This is a genomic window from Streptomyces sp. NPDC012794 (assembly GCF_042901085.1).
Taxonomy (GTDB): domain Bacteria; phylum Actinomycetota; class Actinomycetes; order Streptomycetales; family Streptomycetaceae; genus Streptomyces.
This window is the reverse complement of record NZ_JBIBCI010000016.1, coordinates 117,554-140,431: the sequence shown is the minus strand read 5'-3', so window position 1 is coordinate 140,431 and position 22,878 is coordinate 117,554. Positions and strand designations below refer to the sequence as shown.

The 22,878-nt window shown below is 73.3% G+C and carries 25 protein-coding genes; 14 read left to right on the top strand and 11 right to left on the bottom strand.

The window, feature by feature from the left end:
- Positions 1-6: 6 nt before the first annotated feature.
- Positions 7-432 (bottom strand): D-aminoacyl-tRNA deacylase, encoded by a 426-nt coding sequence (gene dtd / locus ACFY7H_RS26430; RefSeq protein ID WP_388942513.1) that lies wholly within the window; start codon positions 430-432, stop codon positions 7-9.
- Positions 433-565: 133 nt separating this feature from the next.
- Here dtd and ACFY7H_RS26425 point away from each other — a divergent pair, with 133 nt between their 5' ends.
- The 4 genes from ACFY7H_RS26425 (at position 566) to ACFY7H_RS26410 (ending at position 4,363) form a co-directional block, all read left to right on the top strand.
- On the top strand, positions 566-1,189 hold the full coding sequence (locus ACFY7H_RS26425; RefSeq protein ID WP_388942510.1) for an AmfC protein: 624 nt from the start codon (positions 566-568) through the stop codon (positions 1,187-1,189).
- A 126-nt stretch (positions 1,190-1,315) separates the two neighbouring features.
- Complete coding sequence (locus tag ACFY7H_RS26420) at positions 1,316-2,560, top strand: GNAT family N-acetyltransferase (RefSeq protein WP_388942507.1); 1,245 nt, start codon at positions 1,316-1,318, stop codon at positions 2,558-2,560.
- A gap of 52 nt (positions 2,561-2,612) precedes the next feature.
- Entirely contained in the window at positions 2,613-3,398 is a 786-nt protein-coding gene (locus tag ACFY7H_RS26415; RefSeq protein WP_388942504.1) for a putative protein N(5)-glutamine methyltransferase, read from the top strand.
- A 14-nt stretch (positions 3,399-3,412) separates the two neighbouring features.
- Entirely contained in the window at positions 3,413-4,363 is a 951-nt protein-coding gene (locus ACFY7H_RS26410; RefSeq protein WP_388942501.1) for a sigma-70 family RNA polymerase sigma factor, read from the top strand.
- Positions 4,364-4,391: 28 nt separating this feature from the next.
- Here the strand turns inward: ACFY7H_RS26410 and ACFY7H_RS26405 are convergent, their stop codons facing one another.
- Positions 4,392-4,733, bottom strand: a complete 342-nt coding sequence (locus ACFY7H_RS26405) for a DoxX family protein (protein ID WP_388942497.1) — start codon at positions 4,731-4,733, stop codon at positions 4,392-4,394.
- Positions 4,734-4,815: 82 nt separating this feature from the next.
- Entirely contained in the window at positions 4,816-5,739 is a 924-nt protein-coding gene (locus tag ACFY7H_RS26400) for an NAD(P)-dependent oxidoreductase (RefSeq protein ID WP_388942494.1), read from the bottom strand.
- A 105-nt stretch (positions 5,740-5,844) separates the two neighbouring features.
- On the opposite strand from ACFY7H_RS26400, the gene ACFY7H_RS26395 reads away from it, so the two are divergent.
- Positions 5,845-6,195, top strand: coding sequence for a winged helix-turn-helix transcriptional regulator (locus ACFY7H_RS26395; RefSeq protein WP_388942491.1), 351 nt, complete (start codon positions 5,845-5,847; stop codon positions 6,193-6,195).
- Positions 6,196-6,283: 88 nt separating this feature from the next.
- Here ACFY7H_RS26395 and ACFY7H_RS26390 read toward each other — a convergent pair whose 3' ends face one another.
- Positions 6,284-6,937, bottom strand: a complete 654-nt coding sequence (locus ACFY7H_RS26390) for a maleylpyruvate isomerase N-terminal domain-containing protein (RefSeq protein WP_388942489.1) — start codon at positions 6,935-6,937, stop codon at positions 6,284-6,286.
- 99 nt (positions 6,938-7,036) lie between these two features.
- Here ACFY7H_RS26390 and ACFY7H_RS26385 point away from each other — a divergent pair, with 99 nt between their 5' ends.
- The 3 genes from ACFY7H_RS26385 to ACFY7H_RS26375 all read left to right on the top strand — a co-directional run bounded on the left by ACFY7H_RS26385 (position 7,037) and on the right by ACFY7H_RS26375 (position 8,479).
- On the top strand, positions 7,037-7,444 hold the full coding sequence (locus tag ACFY7H_RS26385; RefSeq protein WP_388942486.1) for a helix-turn-helix domain-containing protein: 408 nt from the start codon (positions 7,037-7,039) through the stop codon (positions 7,442-7,444).
- Positions 7,445-7,467: 23 nt separating this feature from the next.
- Complete coding sequence (locus tag ACFY7H_RS26380; RefSeq protein ID WP_388942483.1) at positions 7,468-8,025, top strand: hypothetical protein; 558 nt, start codon at positions 7,468-7,470, stop codon at positions 8,023-8,025.
- A 115-nt stretch (positions 8,026-8,140) separates the two neighbouring features.
- Positions 8,141-8,479, top strand: coding sequence for a DUF2516 family protein (locus ACFY7H_RS26375; RefSeq protein ID WP_388942480.1), 339 nt, complete (start codon positions 8,141-8,143; stop codon positions 8,477-8,479).
- A gap of 52 nt (positions 8,480-8,531) precedes the next feature.
- Here ACFY7H_RS26375 and ACFY7H_RS26370 read toward each other — a convergent pair whose 3' ends face one another.
- The 3 genes from ACFY7H_RS26370 to ACFY7H_RS26360 all read right to left on the bottom strand — a co-directional run bounded on the left by ACFY7H_RS26370 (position 8,532) and on the right by ACFY7H_RS26360 (position 12,854).
- Positions 8,532-9,794, bottom strand: coding sequence for a PP2C family protein-serine/threonine phosphatase (locus ACFY7H_RS26370; protein WP_388942477.1), 1,263 nt, complete (start codon positions 9,792-9,794; stop codon positions 8,532-8,534).
- A gap of 823 nt (positions 9,795-10,617) precedes the next feature.
- On the bottom strand, positions 10,618-11,730 hold the full coding sequence (locus tag ACFY7H_RS26365; protein ID WP_388942474.1) for an NlpC/P60 family protein: 1,113 nt from the start codon (positions 11,728-11,730) through the stop codon (positions 10,618-10,620).
- 311 nt (positions 11,731-12,041) lie between these two features.
- A complete protein-coding gene (locus ACFY7H_RS26360) occupies positions 12,042-12,854 on the bottom strand; it encodes a class I SAM-dependent methyltransferase (RefSeq protein WP_388942471.1) in 813 nt (270 codons plus the stop codon).
- A gap of 222 nt (positions 12,855-13,076) precedes the next feature.
- Here ACFY7H_RS26360 and mshA point away from each other — a divergent pair, with 222 nt between their 5' ends.
- Entirely contained in the window at positions 13,077-14,459 is a 1,383-nt protein-coding gene (gene mshA / locus ACFY7H_RS26355; protein ID WP_388942469.1) for a D-inositol-3-phosphate glycosyltransferase, read from the top strand.
- A complete protein-coding gene (locus tag ACFY7H_RS26350; RefSeq protein ID WP_388942466.1) occupies positions 14,452-14,943 on the top strand; it encodes a YbjN domain-containing protein in 492 nt (163 codons plus the stop codon). Before mshA ends, ACFY7H_RS26350 begins: the two co-directional genes overlap by 8 nt.
- A 677-nt stretch (positions 14,944-15,620) precedes the next feature.
- Here ACFY7H_RS26350 and ACFY7H_RS26345 read toward each other — a convergent pair.
- The gene (locus ACFY7H_RS26345; protein ID WP_388942464.1) at positions 15,621-16,970 is read right to left on the bottom strand and encodes an MDR family MFS transporter; all 1,350 of its coding nucleotides are present in this window, start codon (positions 16,968-16,970) and stop codon (positions 15,621-15,623) included.
- 162 nt (positions 16,971-17,132) lie between these two features.
- Here ACFY7H_RS26345 and ACFY7H_RS26340 point away from each other — a divergent pair, with 162 nt between their 5' ends.
- Positions 17,133-17,891, top strand: a complete 759-nt coding sequence (locus ACFY7H_RS26340) for a phosphoglyceromutase (protein ID WP_388942461.1) — start codon at positions 17,133-17,135, stop codon at positions 17,889-17,891.
- 67 nt (positions 17,892-17,958) lie between these two features.
- Here the strand turns inward: ACFY7H_RS26340 and ACFY7H_RS26335 are convergent, their stop codons facing one another.
- Together ACFY7H_RS26335 and phoU are read right to left on the bottom strand one after the other, a co-directional pair.
- On the bottom strand, positions 17,959-18,108 hold the full coding sequence (locus ACFY7H_RS26335; RefSeq protein WP_351889844.1) for a hypothetical protein: 150 nt from the start codon (positions 18,106-18,108) through the stop codon (positions 17,959-17,961).
- A gap of 107 nt (positions 18,109-18,215) precedes the next feature.
- A complete protein-coding gene (phoU, locus tag ACFY7H_RS26330) occupies positions 18,216-18,893 on the bottom strand; it encodes a phosphate signaling complex protein PhoU (protein WP_388942457.1) in 678 nt (225 codons plus the stop codon).
- Between the two features lie 205 nt (positions 18,894-19,098).
- On the opposite strand from phoU, the gene ACFY7H_RS26325 reads away from it, so the two are divergent.
- Positions 19,099-20,337: a sensor histidine kinase gene (locus tag ACFY7H_RS26325; protein ID WP_388942454.1), complete on the top strand. Its 1,239-nt coding sequence runs from the start codon at positions 19,099-19,101 to the stop codon at positions 20,335-20,337.
- The gene (locus ACFY7H_RS26320) at positions 20,334-21,014 is read left to right on the top strand and encodes a response regulator transcription factor (protein WP_007265514.1); all 681 of its coding nucleotides are present in this window, start codon (positions 20,334-20,336) and stop codon (positions 21,012-21,014) included. The genes ACFY7H_RS26325 and ACFY7H_RS26320 overlap by 4 nt, the downstream gene beginning before the upstream one ends.
- A 126-nt stretch (positions 21,015-21,140) precedes the next feature.
- Here ACFY7H_RS26320 and ACFY7H_RS26315 read toward each other — a convergent pair whose 3' ends face one another.
- Positions 21,141-21,821 (bottom strand): DUF461 domain-containing protein, encoded by a 681-nt coding sequence (locus tag ACFY7H_RS26315; protein ID WP_388942451.1) that lies wholly within the window; start codon positions 21,819-21,821, stop codon positions 21,141-21,143.
- A gap of 555 nt (positions 21,822-22,376) precedes the next feature.
- Between ACFY7H_RS26315 and ACFY7H_RS26310 the strand changes: the two genes are divergently transcribed.
- A complete protein-coding gene (locus ACFY7H_RS26310; RefSeq protein ID WP_003953493.1) occupies positions 22,377-22,859 on the top strand; it encodes a CarD family transcriptional regulator in 483 nt (160 codons plus the stop codon).
- Positions 22,860-22,878 lie beyond the last annotated feature (19 nt).

Sequence of the window (22,878 nt, the reverse complement as noted above, 5' to 3'; positions counted from 1 at the left end):
TGCCGCTCAGATGTCGATGACGAGGGTGAACGGGCCGTGGTTCGTCAGCGAGACCCGCATGTCCGCGCCGAACCGGCCCGTCGCCACCGTCGCGCCCAGCGCCCGCAGCCGCGCCACGACCTCGTCGACCAGCGGCTCCGCCACCGGTCCGGGCGCGGCCGCGTTCCACGTGGGGCGACGGCCCTTGCGCGCGTCCCCGTACAGCGTGAACTGGGAGATCACCAGCAGCGGCGCGTCCACGTCGCTGCAGGACTTCTCCCCCTCCAGGATCCGTACGGACCAGAGCTTGCGCGCCAGCAGCTCCGCCTTCTCCGGAGTGTCGTCGTGGGTCACCCCCACCAGTACGCACACGCCCTCGCCGACGATCTCGCCGACCGTCTCGCCGGCCACGACGACGCTCGCGCCGTCCACCCTCTGCACCACAGCTCGCATACCACCTGTGTACCAGCTGTGCACCCGTCCGGGGCCGATCGGGTGGACGGGGACTGCGTCCGCACCACGGAGAGTGGCACCATGCACGCAGGCGGTGCCACCAGCACCGGTCGAGGGGACGGATACGAACGTCATGAACACTTCTGGTACCTCCGCACCTGCACCCGAGTCACCCGCGTCACTCGCGCCACTCGCGTCATCCGTGTCACACGCTCCGGCGCCCGCCGCGGGCCCCGCGGGGTGGCCTCCCGCGCAGCGCACCGGCGAGCCGCTGGGGCCGACCACCCCCGCCACCGCCCTCGGGCTGCCCGAGCTGCGCGCGCTGCGGCGCGACGCGCAGCGAGACGAGGCCGACCTGAGCTACGTACGCAGACTCCTGCAGGGCCGCATCGACATCCTGCGCGCCGAGCTCGCCCGCCGTACGGACCCCGAGGCGCCGGTGGTGGACCGGCTCTCGGAGATCCTCGCCGACGCCCCTTCCAGCCGCAGCGCCTCCGCCCGGCACGTCACCCTCGGCACCCCGCAGAGCGAGGAGTACCGGCTGCTGGCGGCGGAGATGCTGTCCGACGTGGAGCTCTCCGACCTGGAGGCGCGCACCGACGGCGAGCTGCACGACGCGATGGGCCGGCTGGTCCGCTACGAGCAGCAGGTCTCGCGGCGCCGGCAGCAGCTCCAGCGGATGGCGGACGACTCCAGCGCGGAGATCACCCGCCGCTACCGCGAGGGCGAGGCGCAGGTGGACGACCTGCTGGCGTAGCCGGGGGAGCGCGGGCCCGGAGCGGCACGGCGCGGGGCACGGCTCGGGCCGCGGCGCGGGGCGCGGCTGGGGGTGCGGCGAAATTCGGGCGACCCGGCCGGTACCCGGCGGTTAGCGTGGCCGGTCATGAGCGCTGATGTGCGGCCGATCGCCGCCTCCGAACTCCCCGCCTGGCTCACCACGCTGAACACGGGCTTCCTGGCGCCGGGCACCCCCACGGAATCCGATGTGGCCCAGCGCGCCGCGAACAGCGACCTGACGCGCGTACAAGGGGCCTTCGACAAGGAGACCGGGCGGTGCGTCGCCACCTTCCGCTCCTTCGCCCAGCAACTGACCGTGCCCGGCGGTGCCGCCGTCGGGTGCAGCGCGGTCTCGAACGTGGCCGTGCTCCCCACCCACCGCCGCCAGGGCCTGCTGACCCGCATGATGGAGGCCGAACTGGCCGCCTCCCAGGCGCGGGGCGACGTACTGTCCACCCTGATCGCCGCCGAGTACCCGATCTACGGGCGCTACGGGTACGGCGCCGCGACCGTCCATGCCGAATGGGAGGTCGACGTGGCGCGCACCGGCCTGGACCGCGGCCGTCCGGCGCCGGTCGACGGCGGCCGGATCGACCTGGTCGACGCCGCCGAGGTGCGCCGCGTGGGCCCCGCCCTGCACGAGCGGCTGCGGGCCTTCCGCCACGGCCTCGTCGACCGCGACGAGCGCTGGTGGAGCCTGACGACCGGCCTGGAGCAGATGTCCCACCGTCCGTACCGGGAGAAGATGTTCGCGGTGTACCGGGACGCGGACGGGGAGGTGGCGGGGCTCGCCGCCTACCAGGCCGACGACCACTGGACCGATGCCAAGACCCCGCTGAACACCGTCCACGTGCGGGACTTCCTCGCGCTCACCCCGCAGGCCGAGCGGGCGCTGTGGCACTTCCTGTGCTCCATCGACTGGGTGCTGAAGGTCCGCAGCGGCAACCGCGCCCCCGACGACCTGCTGCCGGAGCTGCTGCCCGACGCGCGTGCGGCCCGGCCGGTGTCGGCCGCCGACTTCCTGTGGGTGCGGGTGCTGGACGTCGTACGGGCGCTGGGCGCGCGGACGTACGCCGTGCCCGGGGTGCTCGTCCTGGACGTCGAGGACCCCACCGGTCCGGCGGGCGGCCGCTACCGGCTGGACGCGGGCGCCGGCACGTGCACCCGTACCGGGGAGCCGGCCGGCCTGCGGCTCGACGTGTCCGCGCTGGGCTCCCTCTACCTGGGCGACGCCTCGGCGGTGCGGCTGGCCGCGCTGGGCCGGGTCGTGGAGCAGCGGCCGGGCGCGGTCGCGCTCGCCGACGCGGTCTTCCGGACCGCCCGCCGGCCGTGGTGCCCGGACGTCTTCTGAGACCTATCGTCACCACCGGCCCCGGATGCCGGTGCCGTGCAGAACAAGAGGAATGAGCTACGTGACATCGATCGTGGAACGGCTGCGCGCCGCGGGCTGCGTCTTCGCGGAGGAGGAGGCCGGCCTGCTGGCCGCCGCCGCCACCGACGACGTCCACCTGGCGGGCATGGTGGCCCGCCGGGTGGACGGCGAACCCCTGGAGCACGTCGTCGGCTGGGCGGAGTTCTGCGGGCTGCGCGTGGAAGTGGGCGCGGGCGCCTTCGTACCGCGCAGGCGTACGGAGTTCCTGGTGCAGGAGGCGGTGGAGCTGGCCCGGCCCGGCGCGGTCGTGCTGGACCTGTGCTGCGGGGTCGGTGCCCTCGGCGCGGCGGTGGCGGCCCAGGTCCCGGGCGGTGTCGAGCTGCACGTGGCCGACATCGATCCGGCGGCGCTGGCGTACGCGCGGCGCAACGTGGCCCCGTACGGGGGCTCGGTGTGGGAGGGCGACCTGTACGGGGCGCTCCCGGCGGAGCTGCGGGGGCGGGTGGACGTGCTGGTGGTCAACGCCCCGTACGTGCCGACGGGGGAGATCGGGCTGATGCCGCCCGAGGCCCGCGACCACGAGCCGCTCGTCTCCCTCGACGGGGGTTCGGACGGTCTGGACGTCCACCGCCGGGTCGCGGCGGAGGCCGCGCGGTGGCTGGCGCCGGGCGGACACCTCCTGATCGAGACGAGCGTCCGGCAGGCCCCGCTGACGGCGTCCGCGCTGACCGGGGGCGGCCTGGAGGTGCGGGCGGTCACCTCGGAGGAGCTGTACGCGACGGTCGTCATCGGCCGCGCGCCGGCGCCGGCTGTCTGAGGAAGGGGGCTGACATGGACGGGGACGGGGACGTGGACGGGGACGTGAACGTGAACGTGGACGGGGATGCGGACGGGCGCGGTGGATCGGCGCTGGCGGAGCGGTTCGAGGAGCACCGCGGCCATCTGCGGGCGGTCTCCTACCGGATGCTCGGCTCGCTCGGCGAGGCCGACGACGCCGTCCAGGAAGCCTGGCTGCGGCTGGACCGCACCGACGCGAGCGAGATCGAGAACCTCGGCGGCTGGCTGACGACGGTGGTCTCCCGCATCTGTCTCAACCTGCTGCGCTCGCGCGAGCAGCGGCGCGAGGACCCCGTGGAGCGGCTGGAGGCCCGGGTTCCGGACCCCCTCGTCAGTCCCGAGCGGCGGATCGACCCCGAGCAGGAGGTGCTGCTGGCCGACTCGGTCGGGCTGGCGCTGATGGTGGTGATGGAGTCGCTGGCCCCCGCGGAGCGTCTGGCGTTCGTCCTGCACGACATGTTCGCGGTGCCGTTCGACGAGATCGCCCCGCTGATCGAGAAGTCCGCCGCGGCGACGAGGCAGCTCGCCGGTCGCGCGCGCCGCAAGGTGCGGGGGCAGGCTCCGGCGCCCGACGCGGACCTCGCACGGCAGCGGGAGGCGGTGGACGCGTTCTTCGCCGCCGCCCGCGACGGGGAGTTCGAGGCGCTGGTCGCGGTGCTCGATCCGGACGTGGTGCTGCGCTCCGACGCGGGTGCGGGCGGGGCGCTCAGCGTCGTGCTCAGGGGGGCGCGGACGGTGGCGGGCCAAGCGGTTGCGTACGGCGTGCTCAGCCCGTTCGTACGCCCCGCGCTGATCAACGGCGCCGCGGGTGTCGTGGTCGTGCGCGAGGACCGGGCCCTGTCGGTGATGGCCTTCACCGTGGTCGGCGGCCGGATCGTCGCGATCGACGTACTGTCCGACCCGGAGCGGCTGGAGCGGCTGGACCTGATGGCCCTGGAGGGCTGAGACGGGGCCGCCGCCCCCCGCCCCGGTCTCATACGGCCAGGGCGAGGGCGGCGGCCATCGGAGCGGTGTAGACCACCGGGAAGACGACGTGGGCGTAGTCGCGGGCGCGCAGGGTGGTGATGACGGCGCCGGCGAAGTAGAGCACCAAGCCGATGCCGGCGGCGATCCCGACAGCCGGGACGGCGAACCCGGCGAGGAGGCCGACGGCACCGACGACCTTGGCGGCGCCGAGCCAGTTCCACCAGCCGCGCGGGACTCCGTACTGGACGAGGGGCTCGACGGTGTACTTGGCGCGGGCGAGGAGCGAGGCGCCGGAGTGGCCGGCCATGAGGGCGGCGACCAGGGTGACGACGGTGGCGGTGGTGGACATCGGGAGCTCCTTCGGGGCGGTCCTGTCTGCTTCTGCATCCCTCTGACCCGCCGCCGCGCACGAATGTGACAGCCCGCCGGAACTATTTTCCGGTGGTGTCCCCGGCACGGGCCGGTACGGCCGTCCGGCCGAGGAGCTCGGCGACGCGGATGAACCCGTCGCCGCCGTGGCCGTGGCCGATGGCCCGGCGGGCCAGGCCCTCGGTGGCGCGCATCAGGCCCGCGTCGATGCCGTGCGCCTCGGAGGTGTGGATGATGTGGGCCATGGACGAGGCCGCCGAGGTCAGCGGGTTGAGCTCGCCGGAGTAGCCGCCGCTGTCCACGTCCGCGGCGAACTCCGCGAAGAGCGGCGGCAGGATCGCGCCGATGCCCTGGGCGAACGGGGCCAGTTCCCCGGCGCTCACGCCCTCGGCCTTCGCCACCGCCAGGGCGTGGGCGTAGCCGGCCATAGCCGTCCAGAAGATGTCGAGCAGGGCGATGTCGTACGCCGCCGCCCGGCCGATGTCCTCCCCGAGGTGGGTGTGGGTCCCGCCGAGGGCCTCCAGCACGGGCCGGTGCTCGCGGTAGAGGTCCTCGGGGCCGCTGTGGATGAACACCGCGTCCGGGGAGCCGATGGTGGTGGCCGGGGTCATGATGGCGCCGTCGAGGTAGCGGATGCCGTGCGCGGCCGCCCAGGCGCCGGTCTCGCGGGCGCGGTCCGGGGTGTCGGCGGTGAGGTTGACGACGGTGCGCCCCTTGAGCGCGGCGGTGACGTCGTCGGGCCGCAGGACGGCGTCGGCGGCCTCGTAGTTGACCACGCAGACCACGGTGAGGTCGCTCGCCGCGACCGCTTCCGCGGCGGACCGGGCGGTGGTCGCACCCCGCGCGGCGAGGTCCCGGTCACGGCCGGGGGTGCGGTTCCAGACGGTGGTGCGCAGACCGGCATCCAGGAAGGCGCCCGCGAGGGCCCGGCCCATCGGGCCGAGGCCCAGTACGGTGACGGTGGGCTGGTGGGTGGACGAAGACATGGTTGAACTCCCGTGAAAACATGAGTGGTACGCGTGAAAAAGGGCGTGCTGAAGACGTGCGGGACAGCGCGGGACAGAGCACGCGGAGCAGGGGAGGGCAGGGGAATGACGCGCAGCCGCGCCCAGGATCCGGACGTCTGTGGAGTGACCGCCGCGATCGCCGTGATCGACGGCAAGTGGAAGACGGCCCTGCTCTGGCTGCTGGAGGAGGGCCCCCAGCGTCCGGGTGAACTGCGGCGCCGGCTGCCGGGGCTCAGCGAGAAGGTGCTGACCCAGGCGCTGCGCGAGATGGAGACCGACGGGATCGTGCACCGCGAGGTGCACGACGTACTGCCGTTGAAGACCGAGTACTCCCTGACCGGCTTCGGCCGGGAACTCGCCGAGGCGGTGGCGACCCTGTCCGACTGGGGGCATCGGCGCCTGGAGAGGCTCGCCGCTGCCCGTGCGGCTTCCTGAACCCCTTCCTTCCCGGCCGCCCCACCAGCTTCGCGCGGCGGTCGCGCTCGGCCAAGTACCCACAAAAAAGTGGGTACCTGGCGGGTGCTCAGCCGAGGACGAGCGGTAGCCCCGCGCCCAGCTCCCCCAGGGCGGCCGCCTCGGCGGCGGTGGGGGAGCGCCGGCCGGTGCCGACGAGCAGGGCGTTCTCGTCGGAGAACGATGCCGGGAAGGGCGCCCCGGCGATCCGCTCCAGCAGCGCCCGCGACCCGGCGAGGCCCTCGGCGGGCGGGCGCGGCGCGTGCGGGAGGTGCGCGACCAGGTCGAGGTGGTGCAGCGTCCACTCCAGGACGTACGCGGACAGGTAGTCCCCGGCGGTGAGCACCTGGTCGCGGGTGGAGACCCGTGCGGAGGGGTCGGCGAGGGCGGCGGCGCGGCCGGCGGCGGAACCGACGTCGTCCAGGTGGAACGCGAGCAGCCACGGTTCCCCGTACGCGGCGGCCAGCCGCACGGTCAGCGCGTCCAGCGGGTCCTCCCCGTCCGGGACCGCGCCGACCTCCCAGTAGCCCGCCGCGTCCCGGGTGGGCTCGGCGTCGGCGGGGGTGGCGAGGGTGATCAGGACGTCCTGGGCGTCGATGACGAGGTGGCACACGAGATCCCGCACGAGCCACCCCCGGCAGCCGGAGGGCCGCGAGAAGTCCTCGTCGGAGAGCCCGGCGACGGCGGCGCGCAGCGCGGCCCACGACGGTGAGAAGAGGTCCACGCCCGCAAGCTAGCACCGGCCGGGCAACCCGGGGGTAGGAGTGGGAGCTATTGCTAGCAAGCGCTTGCAATAGTTAGCAGAGTGCGGCAGGATCGGAACATGGCATCGCTCAACGTCGGAAACCTCGGCGAATACCTCCGCGAGCAGCGGCGGCAGGCCCAGCTCTCGCTGCGGCAGCTCGCCGACGCGGCGGGGGTGTCGAATCCGTATCTGAGCCAGATCGAGCGCGGGCTGCGCAAGCCGAGCGCGGACATCCTCCAGCAACTGGCCAAGGCGCTGAGGATCTCCGCCGAGACGCTGTACGTGCAGGCCGGGATGCTCGACGAGCGGGACCGGGACGAGGTGGAGACGCGCGCCGTCATCCTCTCCGACCCGTCGATCAACGAGCGGCAGAAGCAGGTGCTGCTCCAGATCTACGACGCGTTCCGCAAGGAGAACGCGCTGGAGGCCGAAGAGGCTCCCGGCGAGAGCGCCGGCGACGACGCCGCGATGCCCCCTACGAATTGACTGTGATCCGGGAGGACCCGCACATGGCCATCGCCGATGACCTGAAGAAGACCCTCACCGACCCCACCCCCCTCTACTTCGCCGCCGGCACGGCCGACCTCGCCGTCCAGCAGGCCAAGAAGGTTCCCGCGCTCATCGAGCAGCTGCGCACCGAGGCCCCGGCGCGCATCGAGGCCGTGAAGAACACCGACCCGAAGGCCGTGCAGGAGGCCGTCACCGCCAAGGTCACCGAGGTGTTCGGCTCGATCGACCCGAAGAAGCTCGGCGAGACCGCCCAGGACCTCGCCCTGCGCGGCGTCGGCGTGGCCGCCGAGTACGCCGTCCGGGCGAAGGAGACCTACGACAAGGTCGCCGAGCACGGCGAGCAGACCGTACGGGCCTGGCGCGGCGAGGTCGCCGACGAGATCGTGGACATCGCCGGGGCCGTGGAGCCGGAGCCCGTGCGCGAACCCGCCCCGGCGGAGGCCCCGGCGGAAGCCGCCGCGGAGGCCGACGCGGAGGAGAAGCCCGCGGCGAAGAAGCCCGCCGCGCGCCGCGGCACGGCCAAGAAGGCCGCCGCCGGGACCGGCGAAGAGGCCTGAACGAGCGGTACGCGGGCCGGGCACCCGGCGGGTGCCCGGTTCGTTGCCGTTCGGGAAGACGGCTCCGGCGGTAGCGTGGAGTCACTGGTGCCGGATGTGAGAAGGCGGTCGCGACATGCTGATGCAGGGGTTCGATAACGGGGTGCTCCCGTTGCTCGGCTACGCCATGCTGGCGCTGGCCGTCGTGGCCTTCGTGATGGCGCTGCTGGCGCGCGAGGACGCGTACCGGGCCGCCGACAAGCAGACGAAGACCTTCTGGCTGGTCATCCTCGGGGTGACCGTCCTGGTGGACTTCTTCCTCGGGATGCTGTTCCTGCAGATCGCGGGCCTGGTGGCGAGCATCGTGTTCCTCGTCGACGTGCGCCCCGCCCTGAAGCAGGTCTCGGGCGGCGGCCCGCGCCGCGGAGGCAGCAGCAGCGACGGCCCGTACGGGCCGTACAACGGCGGCCGCTGACCCCGTACCGGCGCGTCGCACCGGTCGTAGTACGTCGCAGTACGTAGCAGTACTAGGTCGCCGCGCGGGAGAGCAGGACCACGGCGACGTCGTCGGTGAGCTCGCCGCCGTTGAGGCGGCGGGCCTCGGTGACGGACGCCTCCAGCAGCGCCTCGCCGCTCAGCCCGCGCTCGATGTGCCGGTTGATCATGTCGACCATGCCGTCCTGCCCGAGGCGCTCGCGGCCGTCGCCGACGCGGCCCTCGATGAGGCCGTCGGTGTAGAGCATCAGGCTCCAGCTGCCGCCCAGGTCGACCTGGCGGCGCGGCCAGCGGGCCCGGGGGAGCAGACCGAGCGCCGGGCCGCTGTTCTCGTACGGGAGCAGCCGCGCGGGCGCGCCCGGCCTCGATATCAGCGGCGCCGGATGCCCGGCCAGGCACAGGCCCGCCCGCCGGCCGTCCGGGGAGATGTCCACCGTGCACAGCGTCGCGAAGATCTCCTCGCAGGGCCGCTCCACCTCCAGGACCTCCTGGAGCGTGGCGAGCAGGTCGTCCCCGCACAGCCCGGCCAGGGTCAGCGCGCGCCAGGCGATGCGCAGCTCGACGCCGAGGGCCGCCTCGTCGGGGCCGTGGCCGCAGACGTCGCCGATCATGGCGTGGACGGTGCCGTCGGGGGTGCGGACGGTGTCGTAGAAGTCGCCGCCCAGCAGGGCCCGGCTGCGGCCGGGGCGGTAGCGGGAGGCGAAGCGGAGGTCGGAGCCCTCCAGGAGGGGCGTGGGGAGCAGGCCGCGTTCGAGGCGGGCGTTCTCCTGGGCGCGCAGTTTCGATTCTGCGAGCTTGTACTGGGCGATGTCGGCCCGCTTTCTCTCCACGGCGTAGCGGATGGCGCGGCTCAGCAGCCGTCCGTCGAGCTCGTCGCGGTAGAGGAAGTCCTGCGCGCCGACGCGCACGGCCTCTGCGGCGCGGTCGGCGTCGGCCTCGCCGGTGAGGACGAGGACGGCGTGGCCGGGGGCGATACGGAGCACCTCGCGCAGGGCGCCGAGGCCGTCCTCGCCGGGGCCGGGCAGGGCCAGGTCGAGCAGTACGCAGTGCACGTCGGGGGTGAGCAGCCGCGCGGCCTCGGTGAGGTTGCGGGCGCTGCGGATCCGGATCCGGTGGCCGTCGGCGTCGAGGATCTCGGGGACGGTGAGACCGCCTGCGGGGTCGTCCTCCACCACCAGCAGCGTCAGTGACGACTGGGCGGCGGGGCCGCTGTCCGTGGCGGGGATGTCCCTCTGCCGCGGTACGGGTACGGGCATGGTCTCCGGTTCCTTGCCTCCCCCCGAGGGTGCGCTCATGCGGCTGACCCTAGCGGGCGGGTACGGGCGAGCGGAATGGGAGCGGGGGGAGGGCCGCCGTCATATGCCCCTATCGCGGGGGAAAACCGCGCGGCGGGGATGACCAACGTCACGAACCCGCCGCCCCCCGTCCCACCCCCCGGAACCCCGCCCCTCACGTTCCGCAGCCACCGCTGTACGCATGGCCCCGCCCGAGGCCCGGCCCGGCGTCGGACGGTCCCCGCGCGTGGGCGGCCGGGCCCGCCCCCGACGGTCCGCGCGCGTGGCAGGGGCCGGTCCGGGCCGAGTCCCGGAGGAGTTCCCCGCCGCGAGCCCTGCCGGGGCCGCGTCGGCGTGTGCGGGGCCCGCCCGCCATCGGCCCGCGCCGGCGACTGTGCCCCTCCCGCGTCGGCGCCCGTCCCCGTGCCGGCGCCGCCCCGTGTCGGCGCTCGTCCCCGCGTCGGCGCCCGTCCCCGTGCCGGCCCCCGTCCCCGCATCGGGGCCCGCGTACGCGTCGGCGTTCGTCCCGGGCGGCCGGGCCCCGGCCCACGGCCCGCGACTGCGCTCGTCCACCGTCAGGGCCGGCGCCCGCTCGCGCGTGGGAGGGGCCCGCCGGGCCCGGCGGGAGATTCCACGGCGCCCGTGCCTCGGACGCGAGACTCGGCCGGGGCCGCGCCGGCGTGTGTGCCAGGGTTCGCCCGCCGTCGGCCCGTTCCCGCGTCGCCCCCCGCACCTGGGGGGAGGTCAGGGCCGAGCCCCGGGCTCAGGGGAGGTGTCGTACCGCATCAGCGCTCGCGCCCGACTCGGCGCACGCCCCCGGGGGCGTTCACCGCCCGGCCAGGGCCTACGCGTCGGGGCGGACCACGGCCTTGATCGGCATCGAGCCCGCGCCCGCCATCGTCACCGTGCGCCCCGGGCGCGGGGCGTGGACCATCGCGCCGTCGCCGACGTACATGCCGACGTGGCTCGCGTCGTCGAAGTAGATGATCAGGTCCCCGGGGCGCATGTCCTTCAGCGCGACCTTCGGCAGCAGTCGCAGCTGCTCCTGCGAGGTGCGCGGGATCCCCCGCCCCGCCGCCAGCCAGGCCTGCGAGGTCAGGCCGGAGCAGTCGAAGGAGTCCGGCCCCGTCGCGCCCCAGACGTACGGCTTGCCCATCTGCGCGGTGGCCCACTGCACGGCCCGCTTGCCCGCGTCCGTCGCGGCGCCGTTGACGTCCTTCATCGCGCCCGAGGACAGCCATGCCGTCTGCGCCTTGTACTGCGCTTCCTGTTCCAGCTGGATCAGCCGGGCCTTCTCCTCGGCCTCCAGCCTGTTCTCCAGGGCCTCCGCCGTCTTGATCTTCTCCTCGATCTGCTTCTTGGCGGCTTCCTTCTTGGCCCTGTTGTCCTCCATCTTCTGCCAGAGCGCACCCGCCTCCTTGGCGTACCGCTCCAAGTCGGTCTGGGTGCGGTTCAGTTCGGACAGCAGGTCCGTCGTGGCCTTCTCGCCCTGCCGCAACCGGCCCGTGCCGTCGAGGAAGTCGGCCGGGGTGTCGCTCAACGCCAGCCGCGCGCCCGGCGGCAGTCCGCCCGAGCGGTACTGGGCGCGGGCGGCGGCGCCGGCGCGGTCCTTCAGGGAGGAGATCCGGTCCTGGCCCGCCACCACCAGGTTGGCGATCTGGACGATCCGCTCGGACTGCGCCTTGGTCTCGCTCTCCGCGAGGTTGTACGCGTCGGTCGCGCTGCCGGCCTGGCGGTACAGGTCCTCGATCTCCTTGCGGACCTGCTCCAGGGACTTGGCGCCCGGCTCGGGTGCCGGGGCCGCCGGCGCGGCGGGGGCCGACGGGGCCGAGGGCGCGCCCGGAGCCGCGTACGCGGTGGTGGCGAGGCCCGGGGCCGCCAGTATCGCCATGGCGCACAGCAGCGTGAGAGCGGACACTCCCTGCCGACGCGACGACGCTCGCTTCACGGTCCCCATGGCTCCCCCAGGCGCCCCGGGTCAGACCGATGTCACCGGACGGCCGGCGGCCGTGGCCGACGGCCGAAGGCGGACTGCCGCCCGCCGACTCCGACTGCCGACGGCCGGAGAACGGTACGAATCAGGCCGGACCGGACCGGACATCAGATCTGACTATCCATCAGTAACTTGGCACTGTCTCCGGGATGGTGCCACGACTCGGTGAATTCCAACACCCTCCGGATGCCACTCCGATCATGACCGGCCACCCCCCGACCGTCCCAGCCGACTCAACGGACCGCCTCCGACGCCGGTTCCCCACCGCGCCAGGTTCACCCCGCCGGGCGCAACGCCTCCCAGCGCACCGTCAGTTCCCCCTGCCGCCAGCGCCCCGGATCGTCCGCCAGCGGCCAGTCGGCGGCCAGCGCCCGCGCCGTCCGGATCCACCGCTGCCGTGCCCCGTAGGAGGCGTACGGCGCGGCCGCCGCCCACGCCCGGTCGAAGTCGCGCAGGAACGCGTACACCGGCTCACCCGGCACGTTCCGGTGGATCAGCGCCTTCGGCAGCCGTTCCGCCAGGTCCGACGGCCGCTCCAGCGAGCCCAGCCGCGTCGCGAAGGTCACCGTGCGCGGCCCCTCCGGCCCCAGAGCCACCCACACGTGCCGCCGGCCGATCTCGTCACAGGTCCCCTCCACCAGCAGCCCGCCCGGGGCCAGCCGGCCGCAGAGCCGCTGCCACACCTCCGCGACCCGCTCTTCGTCGTACTGGCGCAGTACGTTCGCCGCGCGGATCAGCGCCGGACGCTCCCCGCCCTCCAGCGGCACCTCGAAGCCCCCGTGCCGGAAGCTCAGCCCCTCCCGTTCGTACGGCTTCGCCCCCGCCACCCGCGCCGGTTCGATCTCGATGCCGACCACCCGCACCCCGGGAGCCGCCTCCCGCAGCCGCGCCAGCAGCTCCACCGCCGTCCACGGCGCGGCCCCGTACCCCAGGTCCACCGCCACCGGCGCGTCCGCCCGCCGCAGCGCGGCCCCGTGCGCGGCGGCGATCCAGCGGTCCATGCGGCGCAGCCGGTTCGGGTTCGTCGTCCCGCGCGTCACGGTGCCCTCGGGGCGCTTCGGGGGCGGCGGAGTGCTGCGGGAGACCATGCGCCGAGCGTATGCGGAGGGCACGGCCAAGATAAAAATCCGGCAAACGGACAGGAACTTCCGGGCTCCCGGAATGCGGCGGACCGCCGTCCGGGTTGCACTCCTTGCAGGGCGCCGACCGCGCTCCCGCAGCCATGCCGCCCCACCGGCGCTGTCGACCCGCCCGCCAGAGCGGGGCGCAGAGGACCGTCCGCCGCCGTCCGAGCGAGAGGAACTGCTCCCTTGAGCCAGTACGTGTCCCGTCTCGGCGGCAGCATCAGCGGCCGCATCGCCGCCGCCCGCGGCGGCCGTCCCGACGCCCCGCGCCTGCGCCTGCCCGCCGTCGGCCACCACCGCAAGCCCCGCCGCGTGGCCATGCTCAGCGTGCACACCTCACCGCTGCACCAGCCCGGCACGGGCGACGCCGGCGGGATGAACGTCTACATCGTCGAGCTCGCCAAGCGCCTCGCCGCGATCAACATAGAGGTCGAGGTGTTCACCCGCGCCACCACCGGCGGCCTGCCGCCCGTGGTCGAGCTCGCGCCCGGGGTCCTCGTACGGCACGTGGACGCGGGCCCCTACGAAGGCCTCGCCAAGGAGGAGCTGCCCGCGCAGCTGTGCGCCTTCACCCACGGCGTCATGCAGGCCTGGGCCGGCCACCGGCCCGGCTACTACGACCTGGTGCACTCCCACTACTGGCTGTCCGGCCACGTCGGCTGGCTCGCCGCCGAACGCTGGGGCGTACCGCTGGTGCACGCCATGCACACCATGGCCAAGGTCAAGAACGCCGCCCTCGCCGAGGGCGACACCCCCGAGCCCGCGGCCCGCGTCATCGGCGAGACGCAGATCGTCGCCGCCGCCGACCGGCTCATCGCGAACACCGCCGAAGAGGCCGAGGAGCTCGTACGGCACTACGACGCCGACCCGGGCAAGGTCGCCGTCGTCCACCCCGGCGTCAACCTCGACCGTTTCACCCCCGGCGACGGCCGCGCCGCCGCCCGTGCCCGCCTCGGCCTGCCGCAGGACGCCGTGATCCCGCTGTTCGCGGGCCGCATCCAGCCCCTGAAGGCCCCCGACGTCCTGCTGCGGGCCGTCGCCGAGCTGGTCGACCGCGACCCGTCACTGCGCGGGCGCCTCTTCGTCCCCGTCGTCGGCGGCCCGAGCGGCAGCGGCCTCGCCAAGCCCGAGGGGCTGCAGAAGCTCGCCGCGAAGCTCGGCATCGCCGACCTCGTCCACTTCCATCCGCCCGTGGCCCAGGACCGGCTCGCCGACTGGTTCCGCGCCGCGTCCGTGCTGGTCATGCCGTCCTACAACGAGTCCTTCGGCCTCGTCGCCATCGAAGCGCAGGCCGCCGGTACGCCGGTCCTCGCCGCCGAGGTCGGCGGACTGCCCGTCGCCGTCAACGACGGGGTGACGGGGATCCTCGTACCGGGACACGACCCGGTGGACTACGCCCGCGAGCTGCGGCGCTTCGTCGACGACCCCGGGCTCGCCGACCGCATGGGCGCCGAGGCGGCGCGGCACGCGCAGTTCTTCGGCTGGGACACCGCCGCCGGCGGCACCGCCGACGTGTACACCGCGGCCATGCACGATCACCGCCGTCGCGTACGCTCCCACCATGGCTGACACCGCCGCGATCATCGAGTCCACGCTGGCCGGCGCCGGGCTGAGCTGGGAGAGCCCCGAGCCGGGCTCGTACGTCGTCCAGCTGCCCGGCACCCGCAAGCTGAGCACCACCTGCTCCCTGCGGATCGGCCGGCACTCCCTGTCGGTCAACGCCTTCGTCATCCGCCACCCCGACGAGAACGAGGCCGGGGTCCACCGCTGGCTGCTGGAGCGCAACCTCAAGCTGTACGGGATGGCGTACGCGGTCGACCCGCTCGGCGACGTCTACCTCACGGCCCGGCTCCCGCTGACGGTCATCACCCCGGACGACCTCGACCGCCTCCTGGGCACCGTCCTGGAGGCGGCGGACGGCGCCTTCAACACCCTGCTGGAGCTGGGCTTCGCGAGCGCGATCCGGCGCGAGTACGAATGGCGCGTCTCGCGCGGCGAGTCGACCCGCAACCTGGACGCCTTCAAACACCTGACCCAGCCGTCCCCGTCCTGACGCCTCCCCGCGCGTGCGGTGCGGTGCGGCGGCCCGGGCCTCCGGCCGCGGGCCCGGTGCCCATGGCGCGGGCCGGTGGGTCATGTGCCGCTGCGCGGGGCCGTCCCCTACCCGTCCTTCCACCGTTCCCGCCTCAGACGCCGACGCGGCTACGACACGGCATTGCGCCCCCGCGCCTGGACCGCCGACGGGGCGGGAGCGCACCCCGGCCCGGGCCGACTCGCCGAACCCGCCGGGCGGGCGATCGAGCCCCGGGGCCGCCTCCCTGCGGGTACCGGGAGGAGCCCGACCGCAAGCGGGACGCCCGAAGGGCGGGCAGGACCCGGCCGCGCGCACGGCCCGAGCCCGCCACCAGCGGCCCGGCGCCCCCGCCTCCCGCCGGCTACGTCCTGCCCGCGGGCTTCGTCACCGCGGGCGGCGGCCCCCGTCCCGGCGGCCCGGCCCTCGGAGACGGCACCGTGCCGGCGGGCTTCGCCACGGCCGGTGCCACCGGCGCGGCGGTGCCAGAACCCGCCGGGGGGTCCGGGCGTAGCCCGGCAAACGCCGAAAGTGCGGGTAGGGACCAGTCCTGCACCACCGGCCCGGCCCCGTTCCCCGGCGTTCCGTTCCGGCGCCCCCGCCTTCGGGCGCCCCGCCTTCGGGCGCCCCCGCCTTCGGGCACCCCCGCCTTCCGGCGGCTACGCCTCGGAGGCGGCCACCAGCGGGCCGGCGGGCTGAGCCACCGCAGGTGCCGTCGGCGCGGCGGCGGCAGAGGCCGCGCCCGCGGCCCCGGCGGCGCCCCCGCCCGCAGCCGCGAGCCCGACGGAGCCCCCGTCCCCCTTGGAAAGCCCCCGCATCAGCAGCCAGTACCCGGCCGCGGCCACCGTCCCCAGTACGCCCGTGGCCGCCCAGAGCCACCCCGCCCCGTACCGGTCGATCACGAAACCGGCCATCAGCGGAGCCACCAGCGCCGCCACCGCCCACGACATGGTGTACATCCCCTGGTAGCGGCCCCGCCCGTGCTTCGGAGACAGCCGCACCACCAGCTCCATCTGCGTCGGCGAGTTCACGATCTCCGCCAGCGTCCACACGCACACCGTCAGCGCGTACGCCCACAGCGGGCCCGCGAAGGCCGTCATCGCGAACCCGTACCCCGCCAGCAGCGCCGAGACCACCAGCAGCCGGCGCGGGTCGCGGTGCTCGATCCACCGCGTCACCGGGATCTGGAGGAGCACGATCAGCAGCCCGTTCGCCGCGACGACCAGCCCGTAGTCCCCGGGCGAGAAGCCCGCCCGGCCCATTGCCACCGGCAGGCCCACCGAACCCTGGGTGAAGATCAGCGAGATCACGAACGACAGCCCGACCACCGCCATGAACCGGCCGTCCCGCAGCACCGTCCCCAGCCCGATCTCCGGCCCCGCGTCCGCCGCCGCGCCGATGCCCGCGTCCTTGACCGGGCGCGACTCCGGCAGCTTCACGAACACCAGCACCGCGCACAGCAGCGTCAGTGCCGCCTCGCCGAGGAACCCGGCCAGGTAGCTGTACTCCGCCACCACGCCCGCCACCACCGAGCTGATCCCGAAGCCCAGGTTGATCGCCCAGTAGTTCAGCGCGAAGGCGCGTACCCGGTCCCGCTCCGGGACGATGTCCGCCATCATCGCGGAGACCGCCGGCCGCGAGGCGTTCGAGGCCATCCCGACCAGCCCCGCCACCGCCGCGATCGCCGCCGGATGCTCCATGAACCCGAGCAGCGCCACCGACAGCCCCGTCGACACGTTCGCCACCAGCATCGTGGGCCTCCGCCCCAGCCGGTCGGTCATGACGCCCGCCACCAGCGAGGAGATCACCCCGCCCAGCCCGTGCAGGGCGACCACGAGCCCCGCGAAGGAGGCCGAGTAGCCCCGGTCCAGGGTCAGGTACAAAGTCATGAACGTCGCGACGAAGGCCCCGAGCCGGTTCACCAGCGTGCTGGCCCACAGCCACCAGAACGCGGGCGGCAGGCCCGAGACGCTCTCCCTGGCGGCCCGTCCCCAACGGGCAGCTGACATATGGATTCCCCCGATGATGTAAGTACCACTTGAACCCCTGGCACATTACGAACGGGGTCCGCCGGAGTCCACTGAATTGACGCCGCCAGTCAATCGGAGGCCGCCTCCGGAGCCCCCGGGACCGCGCGCGGGCGTCCCGCGGCGTCCACTAGGCTCGTACGCATGGCCGACGCACCGTACAAGCTGATCCTCCTCCGCCACGGCGAGAGCGAATGGAACGCGAAGAACCTGTTCACCGGCTGGGTGGACGTCAACCTCAACGAAAAGGGCGAGAAGGAGGCGGTCCGCGGCGGTGAGCTGCTCAAGGACGCCGGCCTGCTCCCCGATGTCGTGCACACCTCCCTCCAGAAGCGCGCGATCCGCACCGCGCAGCTGGCCCTGGAGGCCGCCGACCGCCACTGGATCCCCGTCCACCGCTCCTGGCGCCTGAACGAGCGCCACTACGGCGCCCTCCAGGGCAAGGACAAGGCCCAGACGCTCGCCGAGTTCGGCGAGGAGCAGTTCATGCTGTGGCGCCGCTCCTACGACACCCCGCCGCCGGCCCTCGAGGACGGCACGGAGTTCTCCCAGTCCGACGACCCGCGCTACGCCTCGATCCCGCCGGAGCTCCGCCCGCGCACCGAGTGCCTCAAGGACGTCGTCGTCCGCATGCTGCCGTACTGGTACGACTCGATCGTCCCGGACCTCCTCGACGGCCACACCGTCCTGGTCGCCGCCCACGGCAACAGCCTCCGCGCCCTGGTCAAGCACTTGGACGGCATCTCCGACGCCGACATCGCGGGCCTGAACATCCCCACCGGCATCCCGCTCTCCTACGAGCTCGACGCCGACTTCAAGCCCCTCAACCCGGGCGGCACCTACCTCGACCCGGCGGCCGCGGCGGCCGCCATCGAGGCCGTCAAGAACCAGGGCAAGAAGTAGTACCCACGCGCACAACGGTGAGGGCCCCGTCCGGGTCGGACGGGGCCCTCATGGCTGGGTGGCCGGGTCAGCCGCCGCACTGGCACGGGGCGCCGGACTGGCAGCCGCAGCCGCAGCCCGAGCCGCAGCCGCAGGCCGCGAGCAGCGGGAGGCGCAGCGGCTCCGGACGGGGCGGCTGCTCCTGTTCCGGGGTGATGGGGACAGGGCTTTCGGGCATGGTGCCTCCTCGCAGGCGGCGTACGGGAAGTCGTGGTGCCTTCGCCTCATTCATGCCCAGCCGTACGGGCGCGTCAACGGCGCATTGGGGCGTGCCGCGCGGAGGGCTCAGGCGCCCTCGGCCGGCGTCGGGTGCTGGAGCTCGTCCGCGTGCTCGCCCGTCACCAGGTACACCACGCGCTTCGCCACCGACACGGCGTGGTCCGCGAACCGCTCGTAGTAGCGGCCCAGCAGGGTCACGTCGACGGCCGTCTCGATGCCGTGCTTCCAGCGGTCGTCCATCAGGTGCTGGAAGAGCGTGCGGTGGAGCTGGTCCATCTCGTCGTCGTCCTGCTCCAGCTGGAGCGCGAGGTCCACGTCCTTCGTGATGATGACCTCGGCCGCCTTCGCCATCAGGCGCTGCGCCAGCTGGCCCATCTCCAGGATCGTCGCGTGCAGGTCGCGGGGTACCGCCGTCTCCGGGAACCGCAGCCGTGCCAGCTTCGCCACGTGCTGCGCCAGGTCGCCGGAGCGCTCCAGGTCGGCGCTCATCCGCAGCGAGGTGACGACGATCCGCAGGTCGGTCGCGACCGGCTGCTGCCGGGCCAGCAGCGCGATGGCGCGCGCCTCCAGGTCGTGCTGGAGGTCGTCCACCTTCTGGTCGGCGGCGATCACGCTCTCCGCGAGCTTCAGGTCGGCGTCCAGCATGGAGGTCGTGGCCCGCCCGATCGCGGAACCGACGAGCCGGGCCATCTCGACCAGGCTTTCTCCGATCGAGTCCAGTTCCTCGTGGTACGCGTCGCGCATGGTGTCCCTCTCTTGCCTGCTTGCCTGCTCGCCACTCTCGTGAGGACCGTTCGGCCCCACGTTGACACGTTCGGACGCGAACGCGTCCGACTCCGGCACCGCAAGTGAATCAGCCCCGTCGTCAGGGTGAACTCTGGGCGACGACTGTTCGAGGTGCCACCCGGACGGCTGTGGAAGTGTCCCCGGGCCTGCTTAACCTGGATCCATGGACGTGAACGCGGCGGTCGCCGCAGCTGCGGCGATCGCCGGTCTCTGCACCGGTGTGATCGCCATGCTGGCGTTCCGCTGGAGCGAGCGCGACCAGGCCCGCCCCACCCGGAGCTCCATGCGCCCCGACATCAACGCGGTGCTCCCGCCCGGAGTGGACACGGTGCTCTCCGTGCTCCGCTCTTCCGCGGTCGTCCTCGACGAGGGCGACGCGGTGGTCAAGGCCAGCTCGGCCGCGTACGCGCTCGGCCTGGTCCGCGGCGGCAAGCTGGCCGTGGAGCCCATGCTCCACATGGCCCGCGACACCCGCCGGGACGGCGAGATACGCCAGATCGAGCTCGACCTGCCCCGGCGCGGCACCGGCCGCGGCGAGGCCCTCGCGGTCTCGGCCCGGGTCGCCCCGCTGGGCTCCCGCCTGGTGCTGCTGCTGGTCGAGGACCTCACCGAGGCCCGCCGCATCGAAGCGGTGCGCCGCGACTTCGTCGCGAACGTCTCGCACGAGCTGAAGACCCCGGTCGGCGCGATCTCCCTGCTCTCCGAGGCGGTCATGGACGCCGCCGACGACCCCGAGGCGGTCAGCCGCTTCGCGGGCCGCATGCAGATCGAGGCCACCCGCCTGATCAACCTCGTCCAGGAGCTCATCGACCTCTCCCGGGTGCAGAACGACGACCCGCTGGAGGACGCCGAGCCCGTACGGGTGGACACGCTGGTGGCGGAGGCCATCGACCGGTGCCGCCACACGGCCACCTCCAAGCAGATCACCATGGCCGCCGGCGGCACCGCAGACCTGCGCGTCTGGGGGAACCGCGGCCAGCTGGCCGCCGCCCTCGGGAACCTGGTGGAGAACGCCGTCAACTACAGCCCCGCCCGCACCCGCGTCGGCATCGCGGCGCGCCGGGTGACCGCGCCGGGCGGAGACTTGATCGAGATAGCCGTGACCGACCAGGGCATAGGCATCCCGGAGAAGGACCGCGAGCGCATCTTCGAGCGCTTCTACCGCGTCGACCCGGCCCGCTCCCGCGCCACGGGAGGCACCGGGCTGGGCCTCGCGATCGTGAAGCACGTGGCGGCCTCGCACGGCGGGGAGGTGTCGGTATGGAGCTCCGAGGGCCAGGGCTCCACGTTCACCCTGCGGCTCCCCGAGGCGGCCGCGCCGGCCCCGGCGGCCGCCCCCGAGCCCGCCAGACCCCAGCTTGACCCAGAACCAGTCATCCCTGCCCCGGAGGTCCTTCCGTGACCCGAGTGCTCGTCGTCGAGGATGAGGAATCCTTCAGCGACGCCCTGTCCTACATGCTGCGCAAGGAGGGTTTCGAGGTCGCCATCGCCGCGACGGGGCCCGACGGGCTCGACGAGTTCGAGCGCAACGGCGCCGACCTCGTCCTCCTCGACCTGATGCTGCCCGGCCTGCCGGGGACCGAGGTGTGCCGGCAGCTGCGCGGTCGTTCCAACGTCCCCGTGATCATGGTGACCGCCAAGGACAGCGAGATCGACAAGGTCGTGGGTCTGGAGATAGGAGCCGACGACTACGTCACCAAGCCCTTCTCCTCCCGGGAGCTGGTCGCCCGCATCCGCGCGGTCCTGCGCCGCCGGGGCGAGCCGGAGGAGGTGACGCCGGCGGCCCTGGAGGCGGGTCCCGTGCGGATGGACGTGGACCGGCACGTGGTCACCGTCGCCGGGGCCAAGGTCGACCTGCCGCTGAAGGAGTTCGACCTGCTGGAGATGCTCCTGCGCAACGCGGGACGCGTCCTGACGCGCATGCAGCTGATCGACCGGGTCTGGGGTGCGGACTACGTCGGCGACACCAAGACCCTGGACGTCCACGTCAAGCGGCTCCGCGCCAAGATCGAGCCGGACCCGGGGGCGCCGCGCTACCTGGTCACGGTCCGCGGCCTGGGCTACAAGTTCGAGCCGTAGGCCGCCCGACGGGCCGGGAGGCCCGTGACACCGGGACGTACACCCGGGGAGTACATGGGGAAGGGCCCCGGCCGCATCGCGGCCGGGGCCCTTCCCCATGTACGGGTGCGGCGCCCGCTCAGGCGCTCAGTGGCCGGCGCTGCGCGACGGCGAGGCGGACGCGGAGCCCGCGGCGCCCGACGGCGTGGAACCGGCGGCCGGGGAGCCCGACGCGGCGGGGGAGCCCGACACGCCCGGGGAGGCCGAGCCCGAGGCGCTGCCCGACGGGACGGGGCCGGGCGCGGCGGCGGGGGCCTCGGTCGGGCCGTAGCCGGCGTACATGCCGGTGGCCGGGACGACGAACGCGCCCAGTTCCACGTCGCCCGCGGTGCTCAGCTGGAAGACGACGTCCTGCACGTTGCCGTTCTGGACGGCCTCGCGGCCGCCCTCGATGACGGCGGAGGCGTTGCCCTTGCCGCCCAGCACCACGGAGCCGCCGGCGGGCACGGTGATCTTGCCGGAGCCCTCGGCCGCCTTCAGGACCACCTTGGACTTGCCACCCTTGAGGGTGATGCCGTCCAGGGTCTGGGCCTTGGTGCCGGAGTTGAAGAGGGTCGCCGAGACGGCGGCCGGACCCTTCTTGTCCTTCTCGCCCTTGGTGATCACCAGGGCGTTCTGGATCTTGATGTCGCCCTTGGTGACGGCGGCGTTGTCCGGCTTGATCTGGAGAGACTGCGCGTCGTTGCCCGCGCCGCACGCGGCGAGCGAGGCAAGGGAGAACACGACGGCGGTAGCGGCGAGAGCGCCGCGTCGAAGGCTGCGGCTCACGGCGGCGGCAACTCCTTGGACGTACGGACGGGACGGGTGGAGTCTCGGAGCGGCCGAGGTAAAGCCGCCCTAAGGGTGTGTCAGCGCGCTTAGGTTACCGAGCCGCCGCCCCGCCCCCGCACCCGACCCTCCGCAGCGCGCGCACCGCGCCGTACCCGTCCCGCGATCTTGCATTCCGCTATCCGGCCGCGGGTGCCCGTGTGATCAATTCCGGGATTCCCTCGAACGCGGCTCCGTGATCAATTCCAGATTGGGCCGGAACCCACTGCGTACGAGTGGCCGCCAGTCGAACGGAGTACTTCGGTTTCCGGTCCAAGAATCCGGCAAAACGGGACGTACGTCACACTCGTGGCCGCGTCCGCCAGGTGTAACGTGGTCGTTTCGCCCGGTCCGCACAGCGCCTCCGACCTGCGAATACCCCCTTCCGGAAGCCTTTCGCAGCACGTTCGTGTCGCTGTTGTCAAGCCCCGAGATGTGCCCTGACCTGCGAAAACGCCATTCATAACAGTCAGTTCTCGTGTTACCCTGGATAGCCACGGAAGGGGTACCTGTCACATGACGTTCAAGGTTGGCGACACCGTGGTCTATCCCCATCACGGGGCCGCGCTGATCGAGGCCATCGAAACTCGCCAGATCAAAGGCGTGGACAAGACCTACTTGGTGCTCAAGGTCGCCCAGGGCGACCTGACGGTTCGTGTGCCTGCGGACAATGCAGAGTTCGTCGGCGTTCGCGACGTAGTCGGCCAGGACGGGCTGGACCGGGTCTTCGAGGTGCTCCGCGCACCGTACGCAGAAGAGCCCACGAACTGGTCCCGTCGTTACAAGGCGAATCTGGAGAAGCTCGCCTCTGGCGATGTCATCAAGGTCGCCGAAGTAGTGCGCGACCTGTGGCGTCGTGAGCGTGAGCGCGGTCTCTCCGCTGGTGAGAAGCGCATGCTCGCCAAGGCGCGGCAGATTTTGGTGAGCGAGCTCGCGCTCGCCGAGAACACCAACGAGGACAAGGCCGAGGCCCTCCTCGACGAGGTTCTTGCGTCCTGACGCTCGAACCGGCCACAGT

Coding starts and splice junctions, on each gene's coding strand:
- ACFY7H_RS26350 (WP_388942466.1), top strand. CDS start 14,452: ATGGCTGACACCGCCGCGATCATCGAGTCCACGCTGGCCGGCGCCGGG.
- ACFY7H_RS26335 (WP_351889844.1), bottom strand. CDS start 18,108: ATGCCCGAAAGCCCTGTCCCCATCACCCCGGAACAGGAGCAGCCGCCC.
- ACFY7H_RS26415 (WP_388942504.1), top strand. CDS start 2,613: ATGAGCTACGTGACATCGATCGTGGAACGGCTGCGCGCCGCGGGCTGC.
- ACFY7H_RS26345 (WP_388942464.1), bottom strand. CDS start 16,970: ATGTCAGCTGCCCGTTGGGGACGGGCCGCCAGGGAGAGCGTCTCGGGC.
- ACFY7H_RS26385 (WP_388942486.1), top strand. CDS start 7,037: ATGGCATCGCTCAACGTCGGAAACCTCGGCGAATACCTCCGCGAGCAG.
- ACFY7H_RS26375 (WP_388942480.1), top strand. CDS start 8,141: ATGCTGATGCAGGGGTTCGATAACGGGGTGCTCCCGTTGCTCGGCTAC.
- ACFY7H_RS26425 (WP_388942510.1), top strand. CDS start 566: ATGAACACTTCTGGTACCTCCGCACCTGCACCCGAGTCACCCGCGTCA.
- ACFY7H_RS26405 (WP_388942497.1), bottom strand. CDS start 4,733: ATGTCCACCACCGCCACCGTCGTCACCCTGGTCGCCGCCCTCATGGCC.
- phoU (WP_388942457.1), bottom strand. CDS start 18,893: ATGCGCGACGCGTACCACGAGGAACTGGACTCGATCGGAGAAAGCCTG.
- ACFY7H_RS26360 (WP_388942471.1), bottom strand. CDS start 12,854: ATGGTCTCCCGCAGCACTCCGCCGCCCCCGAAGCGCCCCGAGGGCACC.
- ACFY7H_RS26365 (WP_388942474.1), bottom strand. CDS start 11,730: ATGGGGACCGTGAAGCGAGCGTCGTCGCGTCGGCAGGGAGTGTCCGCT.
- ACFY7H_RS26380 (WP_388942483.1), top strand. CDS start 7,468: ATGGCCATCGCCGATGACCTGAAGAAGACCCTCACCGACCCCACCCCC.
- ACFY7H_RS26370 (WP_388942477.1), bottom strand. CDS start 9,794: ATGAGCGCACCCTCGGGGGGAGGCAAGGAACCGGAGACCATGCCCGTA.
- ACFY7H_RS26340 (WP_388942461.1), top strand. CDS start 17,133: ATGGCCGACGCACCGTACAAGCTGATCCTCCTCCGCCACGGCGAGAGC.
- ACFY7H_RS26310 (WP_003953493.1), top strand. CDS start 22,377: ATGACGTTCAAGGTTGGCGACACCGTGGTCTATCCCCATCACGGGGCC.
- ACFY7H_RS26420 (WP_388942507.1), top strand. CDS start 1,316: ATGAGCGCTGATGTGCGGCCGATCGCCGCCTCCGAACTCCCCGCCTGG.
- dtd (WP_388942513.1), bottom strand. CDS start 432: ATGCGAGCTGTGGTGCAGAGGGTGGACGGCGCGAGCGTCGTCGTGGCC.
- ACFY7H_RS26410 (WP_388942501.1), top strand. CDS start 3,413: ATGGACGGGGACGGGGACGTGGACGGGGACGTGAACGTGAACGTGGAC.
- ACFY7H_RS26395 (WP_388942491.1), top strand. CDS start 5,845: ATGACGCGCAGCCGCGCCCAGGATCCGGACGTCTGTGGAGTGACCGCC.
- ACFY7H_RS26400 (WP_388942494.1), bottom strand. CDS start 5,739: ATGTCTTCGTCCACCCACCAGCCCACCGTCACCGTACTGGGCCTCGGC.
- ACFY7H_RS26325 (WP_388942454.1), top strand. CDS start 19,099: ATGGACGTGAACGCGGCGGTCGCCGCAGCTGCGGCGATCGCCGGTCTC.